The organism is Massilia polaris (genome assembly GCF_012927275.1).
Taxonomy (GTDB): Bacteria; Pseudomonadota; Gammaproteobacteria; order Burkholderiales; family Burkholderiaceae_D; genus Telluria_A; species Telluria_A polaris.
In genome coordinates, this window is sequence record NZ_JABBGG010000004.1 from 145,721 (window position 1) to 163,466 (window position 17,746).

The following is a 17,746-nucleotide window of genomic DNA, read 5'->3' on the forward strand; positions in this document are numbered from 1 at the left end:
CTCGCCAGCGCAAAACCTTCCTCAGTTCGATCCGCTTGCGCCGGCCGAGCCATTGCCGTTAGCCGAGCCGCTCGCGCTGACCGATGGCTGCACCTCAACCGATTTCGCCGCATTGACCGCTGCCTGCTTGCTGCCGCGCGCGCTGCTGCGTGCCGTCGCCGCGCTGGCGCTGGCGTAGTCGCGGGTGTTTTGCGCCTGTTCACGCACGCCCGTGCCGACTGGCTGGGCGACGCCGCGCACGCCTTGCGCGGCATCGCCCACCATGCTGGCGTTCCCGTCGAGGCCGACCGATGCATTGCCGCTGCCCGAGCCGCTGGCCGAGCCCTGCGCGCCGCGCGCGGTGTCCGCCATCGCCGGCGCCGCCTGGCTTGCGGTGTCCTTGCCGCCGCGGAACCAGCCGAACAGGCCGCCCGAGCCGCTGCCGCTGGCCTTGCCTTCAGCGGCTGCCTCCTTCGATGCGTTGCCGACGAGGCTGCCCGAGCCATTGCCGCTTGCCTCGGCGGATTTGCGGACGTCGCTGGCATCGATTGCCTGCGTCGAAGAGCGCGCGCTGCCGATCAGCGAGCCGCTGTTGCCCATCGAGCCCATGCCGCCCATCTGGCCGCCGATGCTGCCCGCGCCGCCGATCATGCCGCCCACGGAACCGCCGATCGCTCCGCCGCGCCCCAGCAGTTGTGCGTGCGCCGAAAAAGCCATGCTGATGGACAGGACGAGGACAGCTTGCGTGACGATGGTGACTGGTTTCATGTTGGTTCTCCTTGGAAGTGCCGCAGACAATCTGCAGCTGTTGAAAGGAAAACGTATGAGCTCAGCGGTTTATTCCATCGATCTGAAATTTTTTTTAGAAATTTATCGGAACGCGGAGGGATCGTTGCGGAAAGCCATTCCAACCACGCCGTAACCGATCTCGTTGCTCACCGAATTCGGCGCGCCGCCGGCCGCCTGCTTTGCCAGCGCATCGATCGCGGACCTGGCCGCGGCGGCGGACGGCGCCGGCACCGACGGCGCCAGCATGGCCGCGACAATCGGCGCGGCGAACGAGGTGCCGCGCATCGTGCGATACGGCGGGCGGCCGGTCGAGGCGCTGACCATCTGGTTGCCGGGCGCCGCAAACATTACCTGCGGCCCGCGCGCCGCTTCCGGCAGGGTGCGTCCGCGCTTGTCGACCCCGGTCACGCCGATCACGCCGCGGTAGCTTGCCGGATACAGCGGAGGCGCGGCCGGCCCATCATTGCCCACCGCGGCGACCAGCACATGGCCGCGCCGAACCATCGCCGCCACCACCCGCTCCAACAGGATGTTGGGAGGCCCGACGATGCTCATGTTGATCACGCCAACCTGTTCGGCGGCGAGCCACGCGAGCGCGCCGGCGATCTTGTCGGCCGAGCCGCCGGTGGCGCTGTCGCAATAAATATCGGCGGCATACAGCAGTGCGGACGGCGCCACGCCGCGAAACGGCGCGGCTTCCCCGACCATCAGCGCGGCGACAGCCGTGCCGTGCGGAGCCGGGCGCGCGGCCCCGTCGCAGCCCCAGCGCCGGATGCCCGCGCCGCGAAACACCGGGTGGCCACCGTCCACGCCGCTGTCGACCAGGCCGATTTTGACGGCGCTTGCCGGGTTCCCGCCTGGCCTCGCCGCGATCGGGGTCTGTCCCCGGGGACGGACCCCGGTCGCGCCGGCCGTCGCACCCGCGTCCAGCGGCCGCGCCGAGCTGCCTGTATAGATATGGTTGAAATCGTAGGAGCCTTCCGGATCGAGGGCGCGCAGTTTTTCCAGCTCGGCCGCGATGTCGGCGCTGTCCGGCACGCGCAGCACCACCACGGCGCCGAGCTCGTCCAGCGCCTGTTCGCGCGCCACCTCCATGCCGGCCTTGCGCGCGGCGGCCAGTCCCGCAGGGCTCGGCGCCCACGCCAGGATCTCGCGCCGCACGATCGGTTCGCCGCGCGGATCGGCTTCGAGCACATCGCGATGCAGGCGCAGCAGGCGGCCCACCTGGCCGAGCCGCAGCTCACCCAGGTTGACGAGGTCGGCCGACCCCAGCAGTCGTTCGCCGCGGCTGCGCAGCTGGCCGGTGTCGAGCGGGCCGAGGCGCTCGGGCAGGGGCAGGTTCAGCGACGGCACGCGCAACTGCGCCTGGGCGCTGGCGCTGCCCAGCGCAAGAGTAAGTGCTAACGCCGCCGATGCCGCACGGAAGGGATAATTGAGCTTCATGGCCGGATGATAATATAGAGAAATCGGAAATCCTGACGAGTAAACGTTCGGGACAGGGAATAAAATCCCTAGCCGGATCGTTTACCTGCTATCCATGACTTTTACCGCCACATCGCTTCCTACCCAGATTGCCGCCTTGCTGCCGCGCCTGCGCCGTTTCGCCCGCACCATCACGTTCAATCGCGAGGATGCGGACGACCTGGTGCAGATCGCGGTGGAGCGGGCGCTGAACCGAAGTGCGCAGTGGGAAGCGGGCACGCGGCTGGACAGCTGGATCTTCCGGATCATGAAGAATGCCTGGATTGACGAAGTCCGCTCGCGCATCCGCCGCGACGCCGTGTTCGCGCCGGAGGAAGCGGGCGAGCATGTCGGCGACGATTACGCGGAAGCCCACCAGCAGCGCATGGCGATCCAGAAAGCCATCAGCCTGCTGTCGGAGGACCACCGGATCGTGATCGGCCTGGTGCTGGTGGACGGCCTGCCTTACAAGGAGGCGGCGGAAGTGCTGGAAGTACCGATGGGGACCCTGACCAGCCGGCTGGCGCGGGCACGCGAAGCCCTGCAGGGTTTGTTATCCGATCAAGCGAGGAGCGCATCATGAAGTTTTCCGACGAAACCCTGATGGCCTATGCCGACGGCGAACTCGACCCTGCGACCCGCACCGCGGTCGAGCGCGCCATCCGCAGCGACCCGACCCTGGCCGCCAAGGTCAGGCAGCACACGGCGCTGCGCTCGAACGTCTTCGCCGCGTTCGGCCCGATTGCCGACGAGCCGGTGCCGCCGCGCCTGACCGCCGCCACGCGCTCCGGCAAGGTGATCCAGCTGAACACCGCGCGCGCCGCGCGCGCCGAGGCGCCCCAGGAAAAGCGCCGCTGGTCGTGGGCGGAGTGGGGCGGTATCGCGGCCGCGCTGATGGTCGGCGTGCTGGCCGGCGGCGCCGGCGTCATCGGCTTGCAGGATCAGCCGCAGCTTGCCGCCACCCCCGGCGGCACGCTGCTGGCGCAGGGCGGCCTCGCCGTCGCGCTGTCGACCCAGCTCGCCGGCGCTGCCGCGCAGGACGCGCCGGTGAAAATCGGCGTCAGTTTCGAAGCCAGGGATGGCGGCTACTGCCGTACTTTCATGATGGGCGCCGCGGCCGGGCTGGCCTGCCGTAACGGCGCCGAGTGGAAAGTGCCGCTCATGGCGCAGGCCGCAAGCGGTGCGGCCGGCGCCTACCGCCAGGCCGGCAGCGAGATGCCGCCAGTCGTGCTGGACGCGATCGATACACGGATTTCGGGCCAGACGCTGGATGCGAAGGCGGAAGAGGCGGCGCGCGCGCGCGGCTGGCAGCGCTAGGCCAGGCGCAGCGTCAGCCGGGTTGTCACGGAAGTAAGGAATCTTTCAGAATTCAGGATTCGATATACAGTTGTCAGGAAATAGGGTATCGTTTAGGGCGCTGCAATTGTATCTATGCCCGTGCGCCTATCCAGCTGGCGCGATAATGGCACTACGCAAGCCGGCCAAAGGCCTGCCTTTAACGGCCGGCCAGGTTCCCGTCCATTCTGGAGTTCCCCAAGTTGGCCTTCATCCGGGGCGGTGCCCGCCGCGCTGCCGGGCGCAGAGCACATTCATCAATCGCACAAGAGAACTATGTCTGAAACACCGATTACCGTAGAACCCGATAGCGCGCCGACCGTGCGTTTCGCCGATTTCGGCCTGTCGCCGGAGATCCTGCGCGCACTGTCCGACCAGGGTTATGTCCACCCGACCCCGATCCAGGCGGAAGCGATTCCTATCGTGCTGCAAGGCCGCGACGTCATGGGCGCCGCCCAGACCGGCACCGGCAAGACCGCAGGCTTCTCGCTGCCGATCATCCAGCTGCTGCTGGCGCACGCCAGCCCGAGCATGTCGCCGGCGCGCCACCCGGTGCGCGCGCTGATCCTGACCCCGACCCGCGAACTGGCGGTGCAGGTGGCCGAGAACGTCGCCGCCTACGCCCGCCACACCCCGCTGCGTTCGACCGTCGTTTTCGGCGGCATGGACATGAAGCCGCAGACCGTCATCCTGCGTAACGGCGTCGAGATCGTCATCGCCACGCCGGGCCGCCTGCTGGACCACGTCGAACAGAAGAACGTCAGCCTCGGCCAGGTCCAGATCCTGGTCATGGACGAAGCCGACCGCATGCTCGACATGGGCTTCCTGCCCGACCTGCAGCGCATCATCAACATGCTGCCGAAGCAGCGCCAGAACCTGATGTTCTCGGCCACCTTCTCCACCGAGATCAAGAAGCTGGCCAACAGCTTCCTGACCAACCCGGTCACGATCGAAGTCGCGCGCAGCAATGCGACCGCCGACAAGGTCACCCAGGTGGTCTACAAGGTCGATGAGGACGCCAAGCGCGACGTGATCGAACACCTGATCCGCCAGCGCAACCTGAAGCAGGTCATCGTGTTCTCGAATACCAAGATCGGCGCCTCGCGCCTGGCGCGCCACCTGGAGCAGGCCGGCATCAACGCCGTCGCCATCCACGGCGACAAGACGCAGCAGGAACGCATGGCCGCACTGGATTCGTTCAAGAAGGGCGAAATCGAAGTGCTGGTCGCGACCGACGTCGCCGCGCGCGGCCTCGACATCACCGACCTGCCTTGCGTGATCAACTTCGACCTGCCGTACAACGCGGAAGACTATGTGCACCGGATCGGCCGTACCGGCCGCGCCGGCGCTTCGGGCGACGCGCTGTCGGTGTACTCGGACAAGGACGAGCGCCTGCTGGCCGATATCGAAAAGCTGATCAAGCAGACCGTCACGCGCGGCACGCTGGAAGGCTTCGCACCGCGTGCCGCGCGTCCAGCGCGCGACGCCGCGCCGGAACGCCGCGCCCGCCGCGAGCCGGAAGGCGCAAGCCGTTCGTCCGAGCGTCCAGCCAGCCGTCCGGGCGGCCCGGCGCCACGCCGCGACAGGGTCGATCCGTGGTTCCTGAAGCCATACGAGCCGGCCGCCGCGCCAGCGCCGGCCACGTCGGCTACGCTGTCGTCGTCGTCGTCGATCAAGCCGGGCAAGCAAAAGCTCGCCGCGCTGCTGGGCGGAATCCCCAAGGCGTAAGCCAGGCGCGCCGCGTCGTTCCGCTATCGGAACGACGCCTTTGCTTCAGCGAAGCGGCGCGCCAATCTCCACCCGCGAAATTCCCAGTCCCAGTTCGCGGATATCGCCGGACCATCCCAGTTCTTTCGGCGACACCGGTTGCGGCACGTCGATCGTCACGTCCTTCTGCTTGCCATCGGTCTCGAACTGCAGGAACACCTCGTGGGGATGCGGGCCCAGTTTCACCCGCGCCTCCGCCGCACCGACCCTCACCACGAAGTCCTTGCCCTCGTTCGGCCCGAACGCCCGCATGGTCAGGAACAGGTTCACCCGCTTCGGCAGCGTCTCCCTGAAGTGCAGCCGCACCTGCCCGGTATTCGACCAGCGCCCCCAATCCTCCGCGCCCGCCAGCCCCTCGGCGCCGGCCAGCACACCGTTGTCGAGCGAACCCGAGAACGTGGCCGCGCCAAGCGCCCGGTTGTTCGGGGCGTACAGCGCGTACTGCGTTTCCCTGAATGACGGCGTCATCGTTGAAGGCATGCGGTAGTCGCCGATGACCAGCAGCCAGTGCTTCAGCGCCGGCATCGCGTAGATTTCGGCGCGGCGTTCGGCCGGCAGCACCATCGACATGGCGCCTGGCGCATCGACATGGAAGCGCGCGCGCAGCAGTTCGCCATGGTTGTCTCCGACGATGCGCAACTGGTTGCGCTGCGCCGCGCCGAGGTGGCCGTGGGCGAAGCGCCCGGCGTCGTCGTACACGCTGGCCACCCGCGCCCGCGCCATCTGCGCAGCGATGATGGGTTCACCATTGACGAGGTACAGCGGCATGAAGAGCAGCAGGAAGGCGATGCCGCCCAGCGCACTGTTCCATGCCCACAGGGCCAGCACGAGCACTGCGGCGCCGATCACCAGTGCGGCCATCGATGCCGGCTGGCCCATTCCAAGCGCGATGATCTCCGGGCTATCGGCCAGCACGAACACGTAGGCCGGCGGCAGCGCGACGCACGCGTAAGCGATGGCGCACGCCAGCAGCGCCGCGATCGCCCACGGCAGCACGGCGCGTGTCCGTCGCCGCGCACCGCCGGCGTGTGCGGCGGCGATCATCACCGGAAGGATCAGGGCAAAGGTGTAGTAGCGAACGTGCAGGCGCTTGCCGTCCAGCGGTCCGTAGCCGGCGGTCGACGCCGTGTAGAGCACCGTCAGCGCCAGTGCGGCGCCCATCATCAGCACCGTATAGGCCATCAGCGCGCTTACCTGCGGTGCGGCGCTCGCGCGCGCCGTCCGGCTCATGCCATGGTGCAGCAGGGCCGCCAGCGGAACCGCAAACAACAGCGCAAGCATCATCAGGTGTCCCTGGAGGCTGAACCACGCGGCCGGAAGCATCGTCAGCAAGGTCGTGCCGGTGTTCGCGCCGTTGCTGGCCTGGTTGCCGTAGAAGCTGCCAAGCAGCTGAAGGCCCGCCGCGCCGGCGAACAGATACCCCAGCACGAACTTGACGGCGAATACGGCAGCGATGTTCAGCAGCGCCGCCGCGACACTCTCAAGCAGTCCGGCCGGATTGGGCCGGCGCGTCCACACGATGTAAGCGATGAACAGCGCCAGCGCGGGAATCAGGAACAGGGCGTGCACCTTCACCAGCGTCATCATGCCCAGCACCGCGCCGGTGGCAGCTGCGTACAGCGCCCAGTGCAGGCGGCTGCGCGCGAGAGCGATCCACGTCAGCACCGCGAATCCAAAGAAGTACATCGACTCCGGCATGAAGTAAGCCGCATAGGTGCCGGTTGGCGCCGCGACGCAGATCAGCGCCGCCAGCATCGCGACGCGCCTGGCGGCGAATTCGCGCGTGGCCAGGTAGATGAAGGGCGCCGAGCCGACGAAGAACAGCAGGTTGAGATAGCGCGCGCAATCGAGGAACGCGTCGCCGCACGCATTCGTCAGCCCGAACACCGACAGGTACAGGTACGAGGGAATTGTCACGTCGCGCAGGGGCAGCAGGCGCGCAAAGCGGCTGTAGATCTGCTCGTCGGCGAACACCGATGGATACGCGCCGATATGGCGCGAGGCGATGTAGGCGAACAGGACGACAAGCGCGAGGATAAACGCCATTTCTGCGCGGCGGTCGCGCAGGATGAATTTTTTCATTGAAAAATTGGCAAAATTTCAGACACGCAAGTGTACTGTAATTGCACTGTGACACGACGCCTGAAAGTTGCTCAATAGTATAAAATCCACGCTCGATTGATGATGCCGCTAAGTTAAGCTTTAGAACGTCGTTCCCGCGCACGCCTCGGCGGCCCCGCGGGAACCCATGGTGCCGCCGAGCTGGCCTGCTATGGATTCCCGCCTGCGCGGGAATGACGGGCTTAACTAAGCGGCATTACGCTCTATTGAGGATTCCAAATGACATTACGCTGGCCGCAGGCAAGGCTGACCCAACTGGCTGACCGCTATGCGTTCGCTGTGGCGCTTGCCGCCGTCTTCTTCTATTTCATCTGGCGCAATTCGGGCCTGTATCCGATGGTGTTCGCCGACGAATGGCTCTACAGCAGCTCGGCGCGCCTGCTTCCTTTCGACAAATCGATCCTGCCGTCCTACCTGTTCCTCGGCGTGTACCGGCTGACCAACTCCTGCGGTCCCGGATTCCTCGACTGCGCGCGCATCCTCAACGCCGCTCTGCTGGTCGGCGCCGCGCCGTTCATCTACCTGATCGCGCGCCAGGTCTGCAGCCGCGCCAGTGCCGCGGTGCTGGCGCTGGCCGCCATACTCGCGCCGGTCAGTTCGTTTACGGCCTACTTCATGCCCGAGACGATGTATTTCTTCGCATTCTTCGTTTTCGCATGGGCCGCCCTCGCGCGCACTTCGGCGCCGCCGCTGGTCTATGGGCTGGCGACCGGTGCGCTGCTCGGGCTGATGAGCGCGATCAAGGTGCACGCGCTGTTCCTGCTGGCGGCGCACCTGGCGTTCATCCTGTACGTTTGCCTTGCGCAATACCGCAACGACGGATGGTTGCGCCGCGCGCTGATGATGATGGCAGCGGCGGTGGTGGCGATGGTCATAGTGAGGCTGGGCGTTGGATACGCGGTCGCTGGCCGCGCGGGCCTGAACTTCCTCGGTAATTTTTATGGCACCCACGCCACCAACACGTCCTCGAGCATCGACGCCTTGGTGCGCCTTCTGCCCGCGGCACTTGCCAGCCTCAAAGGGCACATGCTGGCGCTGGCGCTGCTGATGTCGCTGCCGCTGGCGACGCTGCTGCTGCATGCCGTCGATCGCCGCGTGCGCGCGCAGTCAACCCCGCAGCAGCGCGCGCTGCAAGTGTTTGCGCTGCTGATGCTGGGCGCAGCAGGCGCCATGACGGTGATGTTCACCGCGACTATCGCGTCGGCCGGACCGCTCGAAGGCGTCCGCCTGCACCAGCGTTACTACGATTTCGCGTTTCCACTGCTGCTGGTGATCGCGGCGGCGCCGCTGGCGCTGCCCGCAGCCCGCCAATCGCTGGCCCTGCGCGCGCTGGTCGCGCTGCCGCTTGCTGCCGCCGTCCTGTACGCGGCCCGCGTGATCCCGGCCCAGTACTCGATCGGCCTTGTCGACACGCCGGAGCTGTCTGTACTGACACAATACCCCTTGGTGCTTGACCTGACCGTTGGTTTGGCGTTGCTGGCGCTGGCCGTATGGACCCTGCAGCGCCGGGCAGGCATCCTGCTGTTCGTGTTCGCCGTACTCCCCGTTACCGCATACAACACCGACCGCAGCGTGCGCGAGATTCAGGCCCGCTCGCTCGCGCCGAACGACTACGACAATGCGGGCATCCTGGCCAGCAAATACCTGGACCGCCAGCAGACCAGCAAGCTGACAGTGGCAGGTGAGGGCGGCGCCGGACTGACGCGCGCGCTGTTCCACATCGATAATTCGGAAACATCGACCCACGAACTGCGCCCCGGCGCGCCGTTCGCGCGCGAGGACCTGCCGCCGCGCCAGGATTGGGTGCTGATCGTCGGCGACCATCCGCTGCCGGAAGATGTCGCGCCAGTAGTGAAGACGGCGCAATTTACGCTTGTGAAGGTTGAGGCCGAACATGCCGCGCTCGCCAGGATTGAATTCACCAAGCCGCTGGCAGGCGGCGTGCTGACCGCTACTGAAGGACTATCCAACCCCGAAGGCTGGGGTGTGTGGTCGGACGGCACGGTGGTACGGCTGCGCTTCGCCAAACCGCTGCCGCGCAAGCTCAATATCCTGCTGAAGGCGAACAGCTTCGCGGCCGCTCCGGACCAGGAGTTCGTGATGGTGGCTGGCAGCGAACGCCGGCCCTTCCACCTGACCGGCACTGCGCAGGACCGTTTCTTCCAGTTCGAGACCGACGGGACGGAGCAGGAGGTGACGATCGAGATACCCAAGCCTGTTTCCCCGCGCTCGGTGGGCTACGGCCCCGACGACCGCTTGCTCGGGATCGGATTCACCAGCATCGAGATTGGCACGCGCTGATCGTTAGCGCAGCGGCGACGCTGCGCTACTTGAAGATCCAGTGCTTGCCGAGGATGAAGCCGTTCACCGCCACCAGCGGCAGCGACAGCAGCTTGCCGACCACCGCGAGGCCGATCAGGTGCACCGACAGCGCCACGCAGGCCAGCGTGAACAGGTAGTTCATCGCGACCACGGCAAGGTAGCGGCCCATGCTGCGGCCCGACGGCGGCGCGGTGAAGGTGACGGTGGCGTGATAGGCGTAATTGAATACCAGGCCGGCGAGGAATCCGGCCGAGGTAGCGGTGACGTAGTCGATGCCGCTGTAGATCAGGAACTGCATCAGGCCGACGTCGATCAGCGCACTCGCCACGCCGCCTGCGAGATACAGCAGGAACTGGCGCTGGCGCGACAACAGTTCAAGCATGCTTGGTGCGCGACCAGATGGTCTTGTGGATCGGGCGGCGCGGTACCGAGGCGATGTCGTAGGCAAGGAAGGCGAGGATCAGCTGCACGCCCATCAGCACCGGCAGCGCGGCGGCCATGACGGTGCCTGCCGGCGTGGTCGTGCCCATGCTCGCCGAATGCAGCCAGGCGTTGAGGCCATATACGGTGCCGAAGGTCAGCATCGCGCCGCCCAGCGGCAGCTCGATTGAAGCCAGCGACATGTTGCGCAGGTAGTAGTTGTAGAACACCCGCTTGAAGAAATTGCGGAAGTGCTTGGCCACGAATTCGGTAACGATGCGCGAGATCTTCAGGTTGCTGACCTCGTCGCCATACAACGCGTCCATCGGCACATCGACCACCACCGCGTGCAGCGTATTCAGGCGGAACAGCATGTCCGTCTCGAAGAAGTAGCGGCGGCTGATCTTCTCGAACGGCAGGTGGCGCGCGGCGTCCGCGTGGATCGCCGTGAAGCCGTTGGTCGGGTCGAAGATGTCCCAGTAGCCCGACGACACCTTGCTCATCAAGGACAGCACCGCGTTGCCGAACAGGCGCAGCGGCGGCATGGCGCGCAGCTGTTCTAGGTCGTAGAAGCGGTTGCCCTTGGAGTAGTCGGCCTCGCCGGCGAGGATCGGCACGATGAAGTTCGGGATCAGTCGCGGATCCATCTGCCCATCGCCGTCGACCTTGACGATCACGGCAGCGCCGGCCGTGATGGCGGCCTGGTAGCCGGTCATCACCGCGCCGCCGACACCCAGGTTCTTTTCATGTTCCAGCACCACCACGCGCGGGTCGGTGCAGTGCTCGCGAACAAAAGCGCCCGACTTGTCGGGGCAGCAGTCATCGACCACATAAATGTGCGTGACCTCCGGCCCGATGGCGCCGATCACGCCCAGTACGTGGCGTGTGACGCGATAGGACGGAATGACGACAGCGATGGAATCGTTCGGGTACATGAAAATGCAATCAGCTTAAAAGATTGACAAGCAGCATGGTAGCGTAGTGCGGGGCAACGGTCACGTTTTTCACGCAAATATCCCCGCCAGTCGTTAATGCCGTTAAGTTAAGCCAATAAATCGTCGTTCCCACTGGGCCGCCGAGGCTTGCGCGGGAACGACGACGGCTACGCGCCCGGCACCACCTTGTACCACTGCTGCTTTTCGACCGCATTCAGCACCTGGCGCGCGCTGTCGTTCCAGGTCAGCCACGGCATGCCGGTCGATTGCGGCGCCTTGCCTTCCGCGTTAAGCACCAGCCATTTGGCGATGATATCGGACAGGTCGTGCGGCGCCAGCCCGTCGAAGTAGTAGGCATGTTCGCCGGCCACCTCGCGGAACACGGGCAGGTTGCGCGCGATGATAGGGATGTCGTGCTGCGCCGCCTCGATCAGCGGCAGCCCGAAGCCTTCGCCTTCGGACGGCGCCAGCAGCGCGGCCGAACTGGCGTACAGCTTGAGCAGCATCTCGTCGGACGCGCCCTGGAGCCAGAACAGGCGGCGGTCCTTCTCGGGGCTTTTCGCCATCCGCTCGACCAGCTTTTCGACCATCCAGCCCTGCTTGCCGACGATGACGAGGTTGATCTGCGATCCCTGTCTCCACAGCAGCTCGAATGCCGCCAGCGCCTGCGCGTGTCCCTTGCGCGGCTCCACGGTGCCGACCATGATGAAGCTTGGCCGTTCGCGCACCGCTTCGAGCACCTGTTCGGCGTCGTCCGGCAGGCCGAAGCTCGGGGCGCTGGCGTCGATGTCCGCGCCAAGGTGGAAGTAGCCGATATTGAGCGGGCCAGGACGTTTGGCGGGCTGGCGTTCGATCCATTCGATCAGTTCATCGGCGACCGCGCGCGAAATGCACAGCAGGCCGTCGGCCACCCTGGTCACGGTGCGCAGGAACTCGCCGAAGTACTGCTCGGTCCCGTACGGGAACACATCCGGGCGCAGCACCGGCAGCAGGTCGTACACGACGAAGTAGACCTGCACGCCGTGGTCGCGCATCGACTGCAGCAGCGGCGCGTTTTGCGAGGTGCCGGTGGTGAACAGGTCTAGCCCAAGGAAGACGTCGCCCGGACGCACTTCGACCGGGGAATCTTCCAGCGTCAGCGCACCTTCACCGGTCTCGCCGACCATGTTCAGCGTGAACTGGCGCGCGTACTGGTAGCTGCGGTTGCCGCCGCTCGAATACACAGGCTCGATGCGGTAACCGGGCGGCGGGTCGGCGATCAGCGACAGGAGCACGCTGCGCACGACGCGCTGGATGCCGGTCTTGATGTCGGTCTGGACCACCGCCGACACGTCCACCATCAGCTGGCGCGGCGCGGTGGGCGGCTGGTTGAACGCGATCGCCCTGGCCATCTGGGTCAGGCCGGCCTCGGTCGGCTCATGACCTTTCATATTGGCCAGCGCATCCACCAGTTTGCGGTAGTGGCTGTGGCGGCTGTGCGCGGCGAAGTGTTCGATGGCGTCGGCAAACTGCGCACCGACCTTCGCCGGCGCGTGCTGCTCGCGCATGTGCGCCAGCGCGCGGGTCGAATAGGTCTTGCGCAGGGTCGGGTCCTTATGCAGTAGCGCCAGCGCGCCGGCCAGTTCCTCGCGGGTGAATTCGTCGGGGATCTTGAGCAGCAGCGCATCGCTGATCGACGCGGTCGAGCCGTGTGCGTTGACGATGGTCGGCGCGCCATACAGCAGGCAGTCCAGCACCGCGGCCGAGGTTTCGCCACGGCTCGCGCCGCGCAGCTGCACGGCGATATCGGAGGCGGCCAGGTAGTCGGCATATTCGGTCGCGCCGACAAAGCCGGTGATGCGAAGGCGGTCCGACACGATACTCTCGCCCATCTTCTTGAGCAGGGCTTCGCCATACGGGCCGGCGTCGTTCTCGCCGACGAACAGCAGGCGGCAGCGCGGGTCCGTCACCAGCGGGGAACTGAGGAAAGCGTCCAGCAGTTCTTCATTCAGCTTGGTGCGGCCCAGCATGCCGAAGGTGCTGACGATGAAGTCGTCGACGCCGATGCCAAGGCGCGCACGCGCAGCGGAGCGGGCATCGTCGGCGTGGACGCCTTCCGGCTTCCCGCGCAGCAGGGGGATGGTGCGCCAGCCGTCGGCCGCGCCCTGGCCGTACCACTGGACCGCGAGCTGGCGCGAGAAGTCCGAGTGGACGATCACGCCCGCCGCGTTATCGAGCACGCCTTTGTTGAGCGGATGCTTCCAGATCGACGGATGGCGCCCGATCGTGCGGTGTTCCAGCAGGCCGGTGTAACCGTGCGACTCGTACAGCCCCTTGGTGTAAGCCTGCGGCAGGTAGCCTTCGCGGTCCAGGTTGTCGAGGATCCCGGAGAAGAAGAAGTCATGCAGCACCACGATGCCCGGGTGGCGCCGGATCAGCTCGAACATGTGCTGGTGCGCGTGCGAGTTACCGAAGTGGTAGAGCACGCGCTCGAAGCCGTCCGCGTTCTGCTCGAACCATGCGACGTCGCGCACCGGGAACTTGCCGTTCAGGCGGGCGTCGTCGACCACCGGCTGGTCGGCCACGAGCGTGATGTCGTAGAAGCGGGCCAGCTCCACAATCAGTTCGGCGCTGTAATCGGCGATGCCGGATTTGGCAGGCGGCAGCGGCGAGATGTACGCCAGTTTCTGGCCTTTTGGCGTCACCTTCGGCTGGCTGGCGGCGGCATCGATCAGGCGCTGCAGTTCGTTGGCCTGGTCTTCATCGCGCGGCGTGTACACCACGTCGGCGCCAAGCGCTGCGAAGAAGTTCTCGCGAATCAGTTCGGCGCCGCCGGTTTGCGCAGGCGGCAGTTCGTACACGCGGATGCGCTCCGGTGGCAGCAGGCCCGCGAAGGCGAGGCGCAGCGATTCGATGGTGGTCGGGTGGAGGCTGGAAAGCGCGATCCACGCGTCGTGCGGCGCGCAGTGGCGCACCAGGTCCTGGACGCGCGCGAGGGAGCCCGGCGCGATGCCGGCCTGGCAGCATTGGAGGTCGAAAACAATACGCATGTGTTAGTTCACTTCTGGATTGCGGCGGGCACGCTGCAGGTCGGCCAACACCTTCTGGGCCGATACCGGCAAGGCCGGCGCATGTGCCTGGCCCTGTTTGATGGCGTTCAGCGTGCGCGATACCTTGGTGGCCTGGGCCGGGAAACGCAGCAGCAGCGGGATGAACAGGCGGCGCAAGCGCTCGTTGCGCGTCAGGCGGGTGATGATGCGGCGCGCGAGGTTCACCGCGCGTTCGCGCAGCGGCACGGCGCGTACGCGCTTCACCAGCGTGCCGAGCATGCGCAGCGGTCGCGTGACTTTCCACGAGGTGCTGTCGAGCGTGGCGAGCAGGCGTTGTTCGAGATCGCGTCCCCAGGCCTCGGCGCGCGCGTGTTCTGCGGCGATGTGTTCGACGTGCTGCTGCAGCGCCGCGCTGTGGACGAGCGCATCCTGCGCCCGCTGGAATTCGCGGTCGCCGCGCTTTTCGGCTTCCCAGCGGTTGGCGTCGGCGCGCGCAACCCGGTCTTCGGCCAGCACGATGGCCGCCTCGGCGCGCTCGGTGGCGCGCCATGCCTTGTCCAGGTGATGGGTGATGAATTCGTCAAACACGTTCGGCTGGATCGACAGCACGTCAAGCAGTTCGGCGTGTTCTTCGGCCACGTAGTAGCGGTTCAGGCCATCGAAGTGCGCATACCGGTAGCGCCGGTTGGTCACCAGCGCTTCCCACGTCTCATGGTTGGTGGTACGGCTGTTCGGCATCGTCGCCTCGATCACCAGCACCCATGGGCGCCAGCGCTCGAAGTCCATGCCGCGCAATACTTCGCCTTCGAAGCCTTCGACATCGACCTTCAGGAAATGGATGTCGCCTTTGACGTAGTTGGCGCAGATCCCGGCCAGCGTACGCACCGGCACGGTCAGCTCGGCCACGTCGAAGCCGTCGGCGCGGTGCGCGTCGGCTACCGCGCGGTCGGGCGAAGCCCAGCCGTTCACGGAAGGTACGTCGAACAGGGTCAGGCTGCCGTCGCTGGCGCCGGCGGCCACCGCCAGGTTGGTGTCGCGCGGGCGCTGTCTGGTGAACTCCAGGTGGAACGCCGGCAGCGGTTCGATGTTGATGCCGTTCCAGCCGGCGTCGTAGAACGCCTTGGTGACCGAGTGGTCGACCGGGTCGTTGGCGCCCACGTCGATGTAGAAGCCGTTCTTGATGTGCCCTAGCGCGCGCCACAGCAGCACGTCTTCGAAGTTCTGGGCGTAGGAGATAAATGTCATTTGCGTTGGATCTCAATCGATGGGTCGAGCCAGGCGGAGCCCTCGAAGTGCGCGCGCCGCATGTTCATCACGGTGAACACCAGCGCCAGGTCGCGCCACTCGTAATTGTTGACGAGGTGTGTTTCGGTGCTGACGATGGCGGTCGCCACCGAGTAGGTGCCGGGGCCGAGGTTCATCTCGAAGTTGAAGCGGTAGACCACCTTGTCGCCGGCCGCGACGTCGTCCAGCGGCAGCTCTTTCAGGTGGGTGTTGGTGCCGTACATCGGCTGGCCAAGGCGATCCTTGATCATATAGCCCAGCACCATGCGCGGGATGGCGGCGTTCGCCTTCACCGTCACCTGCAGGGTCACGGGCGCGCCGACATCGACCACCTCGACCCGTTCGCCGTCCTGGCCGATCAGCGCGATATCGGTGACGGTGGCCTCGCCGGTGCCTGAAATGGTCTGCAGCTTGCCATTTTCAAGTTCGGCCTGGCGGACGGTGTCGTTCTCGCGCTCGGCGATCATGGCGTTGTAGTAGTCCATGATTTCTTCCGGATTTCCCTCGCGCGCCAGGCGGCCGCCATCGAGCAGGATGGCGCGGTCGCACACCGACTGGATGGCCTGCTTGTCGTGCGAGACCAGCAGCAGCGTGGTGCCCTGCTTGCGGAACTGGCGAATGCGGTCGAAGCTCTTGTGCTGGAAGTAGGCGTCGCCGACCGACAGCGCCTCGTCGACGATCAGGATATCCGGACGGCGCGCCGTGGCGACGCTGAACGCGACGCGCATCTGCATGCCGCTCGAATACACGCGCACCGGCTGGTCCATGTAGTCGCCAATGTCGGCGAATTCTTCGATCTGCGGCATCAGGCCGGTGATTTCCTCGACGGTCATGCCAAGCAGCTGGCCTGCCATGTAGGCATTCTGGCGGCCTGTGAAATCGGGATGGAAGCCCATGCCCAGTTCGAGCAGGGCCGCCACTCGGCCGGTCATGTGGACCGAACCGGTGGTTGGCTGGCTGGTGCCGGTAATCAGCTTGAGCAGCGTGCTTTTACCCGCGCCGTTAATGCCGATCAGGCCGACCGCTTCTCCCGGCATCACCTTGAAGTTAACGTCCTGGAGCACCCATTTCAGCTTGTGGCGCACGCCCTTGAACGGCAGCATCCACTCGCTCAGGCGCGACCAGCGCGTCGGATATTGTTTGTAGGCCTTGCCGAGATTGACAACAAAAATCGCGCCCATCAGAGTTCATCCACCATTTCGCCGGAGCGCTTGCGGAACAGGCGCATCGCAAACACGCACATCAGCACGGCCAGCACCAGCGCGGGAACCAGGCTGCCCCAGTCGGGCATCAGGCCCTTGACGAGGATGGTCTGGTAGGCGCCGATGATCTGGGCCATCGGATTCCACGCCAGCATGCCGCGCACGGTGTCAGGCAGGATTGAGGCCGGATAGACGATCGGCGTGAACCAGAACCAGAACTGGATGAAGATCGTGAAGAACTGGCCGACGTCGCGGAAGAATACATTGAGTACGCCGATGATCATGCCCAGCCCGATGGCGAACATCACCTGCAGCGCCAGTACCGGGAGGATGGCGAAGTAGGCAATGCCGGGGAAATTACCGGTAACGACCAGGAAGATCGTAAACAGCCCGAAGATGATGCCGAAGTTGAGCAGGGCGTTGAGCACGACGATCAGCGGCAGGCTAATGCGCGGAAAGCTGATTTTCTTGATCAGGTTGGCCTGGTCGATGAACATGCCCTGGGCGCGCGCGACGATCTCGGCGAACAGGCCCCAGGTCAGGATGCCGGCGCACAGGTAGATGCTGTAGGCGAAGGTATTGTCGCTGCCGGGCAGCTTGTTGCGCATGACTTCGGCGAAGATGACCGTGTAGACCAGGATCATCGCCAGCGGGCTCAGTAGCGACCAGGCTGCGCCGAGGATCGCGTTGCTGTATTTCGACTGGAATTCCCGCTTCACGCTGCCGAGCACGAAGCCGCGATAGGCCCACAGGCCGCGGAAGGTATGGCTGGAAATCATGGGCGGGCCCGCAGCGGCAACCTGCATGCAAGAGGGGAGATTGTCGTCATAGCGGTCGGATGGTCTGTGAGCGCAAAATTATACTCTACAGATTAGCTCGACAATTGTTACAGTTGTAAGTCCGGTCGGTTCCGGTGCCGTCACAGATGCTTCAATTGGTAACTTAATGGCACCATGTAGAAAATGAAGCTCAGGATCGAGGATACTGAAAAAAAGTGTCAGAAGACTAATGCCGTTAAGTTAAGCTAATAAATCGTCGTTCCCGCGAAGGCGGGAACCCATAGCGTCTACGAACTGACGTGCTATGGATTCCTGCGGGGCCG

Annotated in this window: 13 protein-coding genes; 4 read left to right on the plus strand and 9 right to left on the minus strand. The window is 65.5% G+C overall.

Annotation, left to right across the window (positions count from 1 at the left end; translation table 11 throughout):
- Positions 1-21 precede the first annotated feature (21 nt).
- Positions 22-747 carry a hypothetical protein gene (locus HHL21_RS08695; protein ID WP_169464861.1) on the minus strand — a complete coding sequence of 242 codons (726 nt, stop codon included), beginning with the start codon at positions 745-747 and terminating at the stop codon, positions 22-24.
- A 102-nt stretch (positions 748-849) separates the two neighbouring features.
- On the minus strand, positions 850-2,211 hold the full coding sequence (locus HHL21_RS08700) for a S8 family serine peptidase (protein WP_229496234.1): 1,362 nt from the start codon (positions 2,209-2,211) through the stop codon (positions 850-852).
- 94 nt (positions 2,212-2,305) lie between these two features.
- Between HHL21_RS08700 and HHL21_RS08705 the strand changes: the two genes are divergently transcribed.
- The 3 genes from HHL21_RS08705 to HHL21_RS08715 all read left to right on the plus strand — a co-directional run bounded on the left by HHL21_RS08705 (position 2,306) and on the right by HHL21_RS08715 (position 5,292).
- The gene (locus tag HHL21_RS08705; protein WP_169464862.1) at positions 2,306-2,812 is read left to right on the plus strand and encodes an RNA polymerase sigma factor; all 507 of its coding nucleotides are present in this window, start codon (positions 2,306-2,308) and stop codon (positions 2,810-2,812) included.
- Positions 2,809-3,546 carry an anti-sigma factor family protein gene (locus HHL21_RS08710; protein WP_169464863.1) on the plus strand — a complete coding sequence of 246 codons (738 nt, stop codon included), beginning with the start codon at positions 2,809-2,811 and terminating at the stop codon, positions 3,544-3,546. Before HHL21_RS08705 ends, HHL21_RS08710 begins: the two co-directional genes overlap by 4 nt.
- A gap of 294 nt (positions 3,547-3,840) precedes the next feature.
- Positions 3,841-5,292 (plus strand): DEAD/DEAH box helicase, encoded by a 1,452-nt coding sequence (locus HHL21_RS08715; protein WP_169464864.1) that lies wholly within the window; start codon positions 3,841-3,843, stop codon positions 5,290-5,292.
- Positions 5,293-5,337: 45 nt separating this feature from the next.
- Here HHL21_RS08715 and HHL21_RS08720 read toward each other — a convergent pair whose 3' ends face one another.
- Entirely contained in the window at positions 5,338-7,413 is a 2,076-nt protein-coding gene (locus HHL21_RS08720; protein ID WP_169464865.1) for an ArnT family glycosyltransferase, read from the minus strand.
- Positions 7,414-7,671: 258 nt separating this feature from the next.
- On the opposite strand from HHL21_RS08720, the gene HHL21_RS08725 reads away from it, so the two are divergent.
- Positions 7,672-9,753, plus strand: coding sequence for a DUF7024 domain-containing protein (locus HHL21_RS08725; RefSeq protein ID WP_169464866.1), 2,082 nt, complete (start codon positions 7,672-7,674; stop codon positions 9,751-9,753).
- A gap of 25 nt (positions 9,754-9,778) precedes the next feature.
- On the opposite strand, the gene HHL21_RS08730 is transcribed toward HHL21_RS08725, so the two are convergent.
- From HHL21_RS08730 to HHL21_RS08755, 6 genes are all read right to left on the minus strand, one after another.
- Positions 9,779-10,156, minus strand: a complete 378-nt coding sequence (locus HHL21_RS08730) for a GtrA family protein (RefSeq protein WP_169464867.1) — start codon at positions 10,154-10,156, stop codon at positions 9,779-9,781.
- Entirely contained in the window at positions 10,149-11,129 is a 981-nt protein-coding gene (locus tag HHL21_RS08735; RefSeq protein WP_169464868.1) for a glycosyltransferase family 2 protein, read from the minus strand. Before HHL21_RS08735 ends, HHL21_RS08730 begins: the two co-directional genes overlap by 8 nt.
- 167 nt (positions 11,130-11,296) lie before the next feature.
- Positions 11,297-14,158 (minus strand): glycosyltransferase, encoded by a 2,862-nt coding sequence (locus HHL21_RS08740; protein ID WP_169464869.1) that lies wholly within the window; start codon positions 14,156-14,158, stop codon positions 11,297-11,299.
- 3 nt (positions 14,159-14,161) lie between these two features.
- Positions 14,162-15,403, minus strand: coding sequence for an FkbM family methyltransferase (locus HHL21_RS08745; protein WP_169464870.1), 1,242 nt, complete (start codon positions 15,401-15,403; stop codon positions 14,162-14,164).
- Entirely contained in the window at positions 15,400-16,623 is a 1,224-nt protein-coding gene (locus tag HHL21_RS08750) for an ABC transporter ATP-binding protein (protein ID WP_169464871.1), read from the minus strand. Before HHL21_RS08750 ends, HHL21_RS08745 begins: the two co-directional genes overlap by 4 nt.
- Complete coding sequence (locus tag HHL21_RS08755; protein WP_169464872.1) at positions 16,623-17,423, minus strand: ABC transporter permease; 801 nt, start codon at positions 17,421-17,423, stop codon at positions 16,623-16,625. Before HHL21_RS08755 ends, HHL21_RS08750 begins: the two co-directional genes overlap by 1 nt.
- Positions 17,424-17,746 lie beyond the last annotated feature (323 nt).

Bases quoted from the DNA above. Each gene is read 5' to 3' on its own strand.
- HHL21_RS08695 (WP_169464861.1), bottom strand. From the start codon at position 747: ATGAAACCAGTCACCATCGTCACGCAAGCTGTCCTCGTCCTGTCCATC.
- HHL21_RS08700 (WP_229496234.1), bottom strand. From the start codon at position 2,211: ATGAAGCTCAATTATCCCTTCCGTGCGGCATCGGCGGCGTTAGCACTT.
- HHL21_RS08705 (WP_169464862.1), top strand. From the start codon at position 2,306: ATGACTTTTACCGCCACATCGCTTCCTACCCAGATTGCCGCCTTGCTG.
- HHL21_RS08710 (WP_169464863.1), top strand. From the start codon at position 2,809: ATGAAGTTTTCCGACGAAACCCTGATGGCCTATGCCGACGGCGAACTC.
- HHL21_RS08715 (WP_169464864.1), top strand. From the start codon at position 3,841: ATGTCTGAAACACCGATTACCGTAGAACCCGATAGCGCGCCGACCGTG.
- HHL21_RS08720 (WP_169464865.1), bottom strand. From the start codon at position 7,413: ATGAAAAAATTCATCCTGCGCGACCGCCGCGCAGAAATGGCGTTTATC.
- HHL21_RS08725 (WP_169464866.1), top strand. From the start codon at position 7,672: ATGACATTACGCTGGCCGCAGGCAAGGCTGACCCAACTGGCTGACCGC.
- HHL21_RS08730 (WP_169464867.1), bottom strand. From the start codon at position 10,156: ATGCTTGAACTGTTGTCGCGCCAGCGCCAGTTCCTGCTGTATCTCGCA.
- HHL21_RS08735 (WP_169464868.1), bottom strand. From the start codon at position 11,129: ATGTACCCGAACGATTCCATCGCTGTCGTCATTCCGTCCTATCGCGTC.
- HHL21_RS08740 (WP_169464869.1), bottom strand. From the start codon at position 14,158: ATGCGTATTGTTTTCGACCTCCAATGCTGCCAGGCCGGCATCGCGCCG.
- HHL21_RS08745 (WP_169464870.1), bottom strand. From the start codon at position 15,403: ATGACATTTATCTCCTACGCCCAGAACTTCGAAGACGTGCTGCTGTGG.
- HHL21_RS08750 (WP_169464871.1), bottom strand. From the start codon at position 16,623: ATGGGCGCGATTTTTGTTGTCAATCTCGGCAAGGCCTACAAACAATAT.
- HHL21_RS08755 (WP_169464872.1), bottom strand. From the start codon at position 17,423: ATGATTTCCAGCCATACCTTCCGCGGCCTGTGGGCCTATCGCGGCTTC.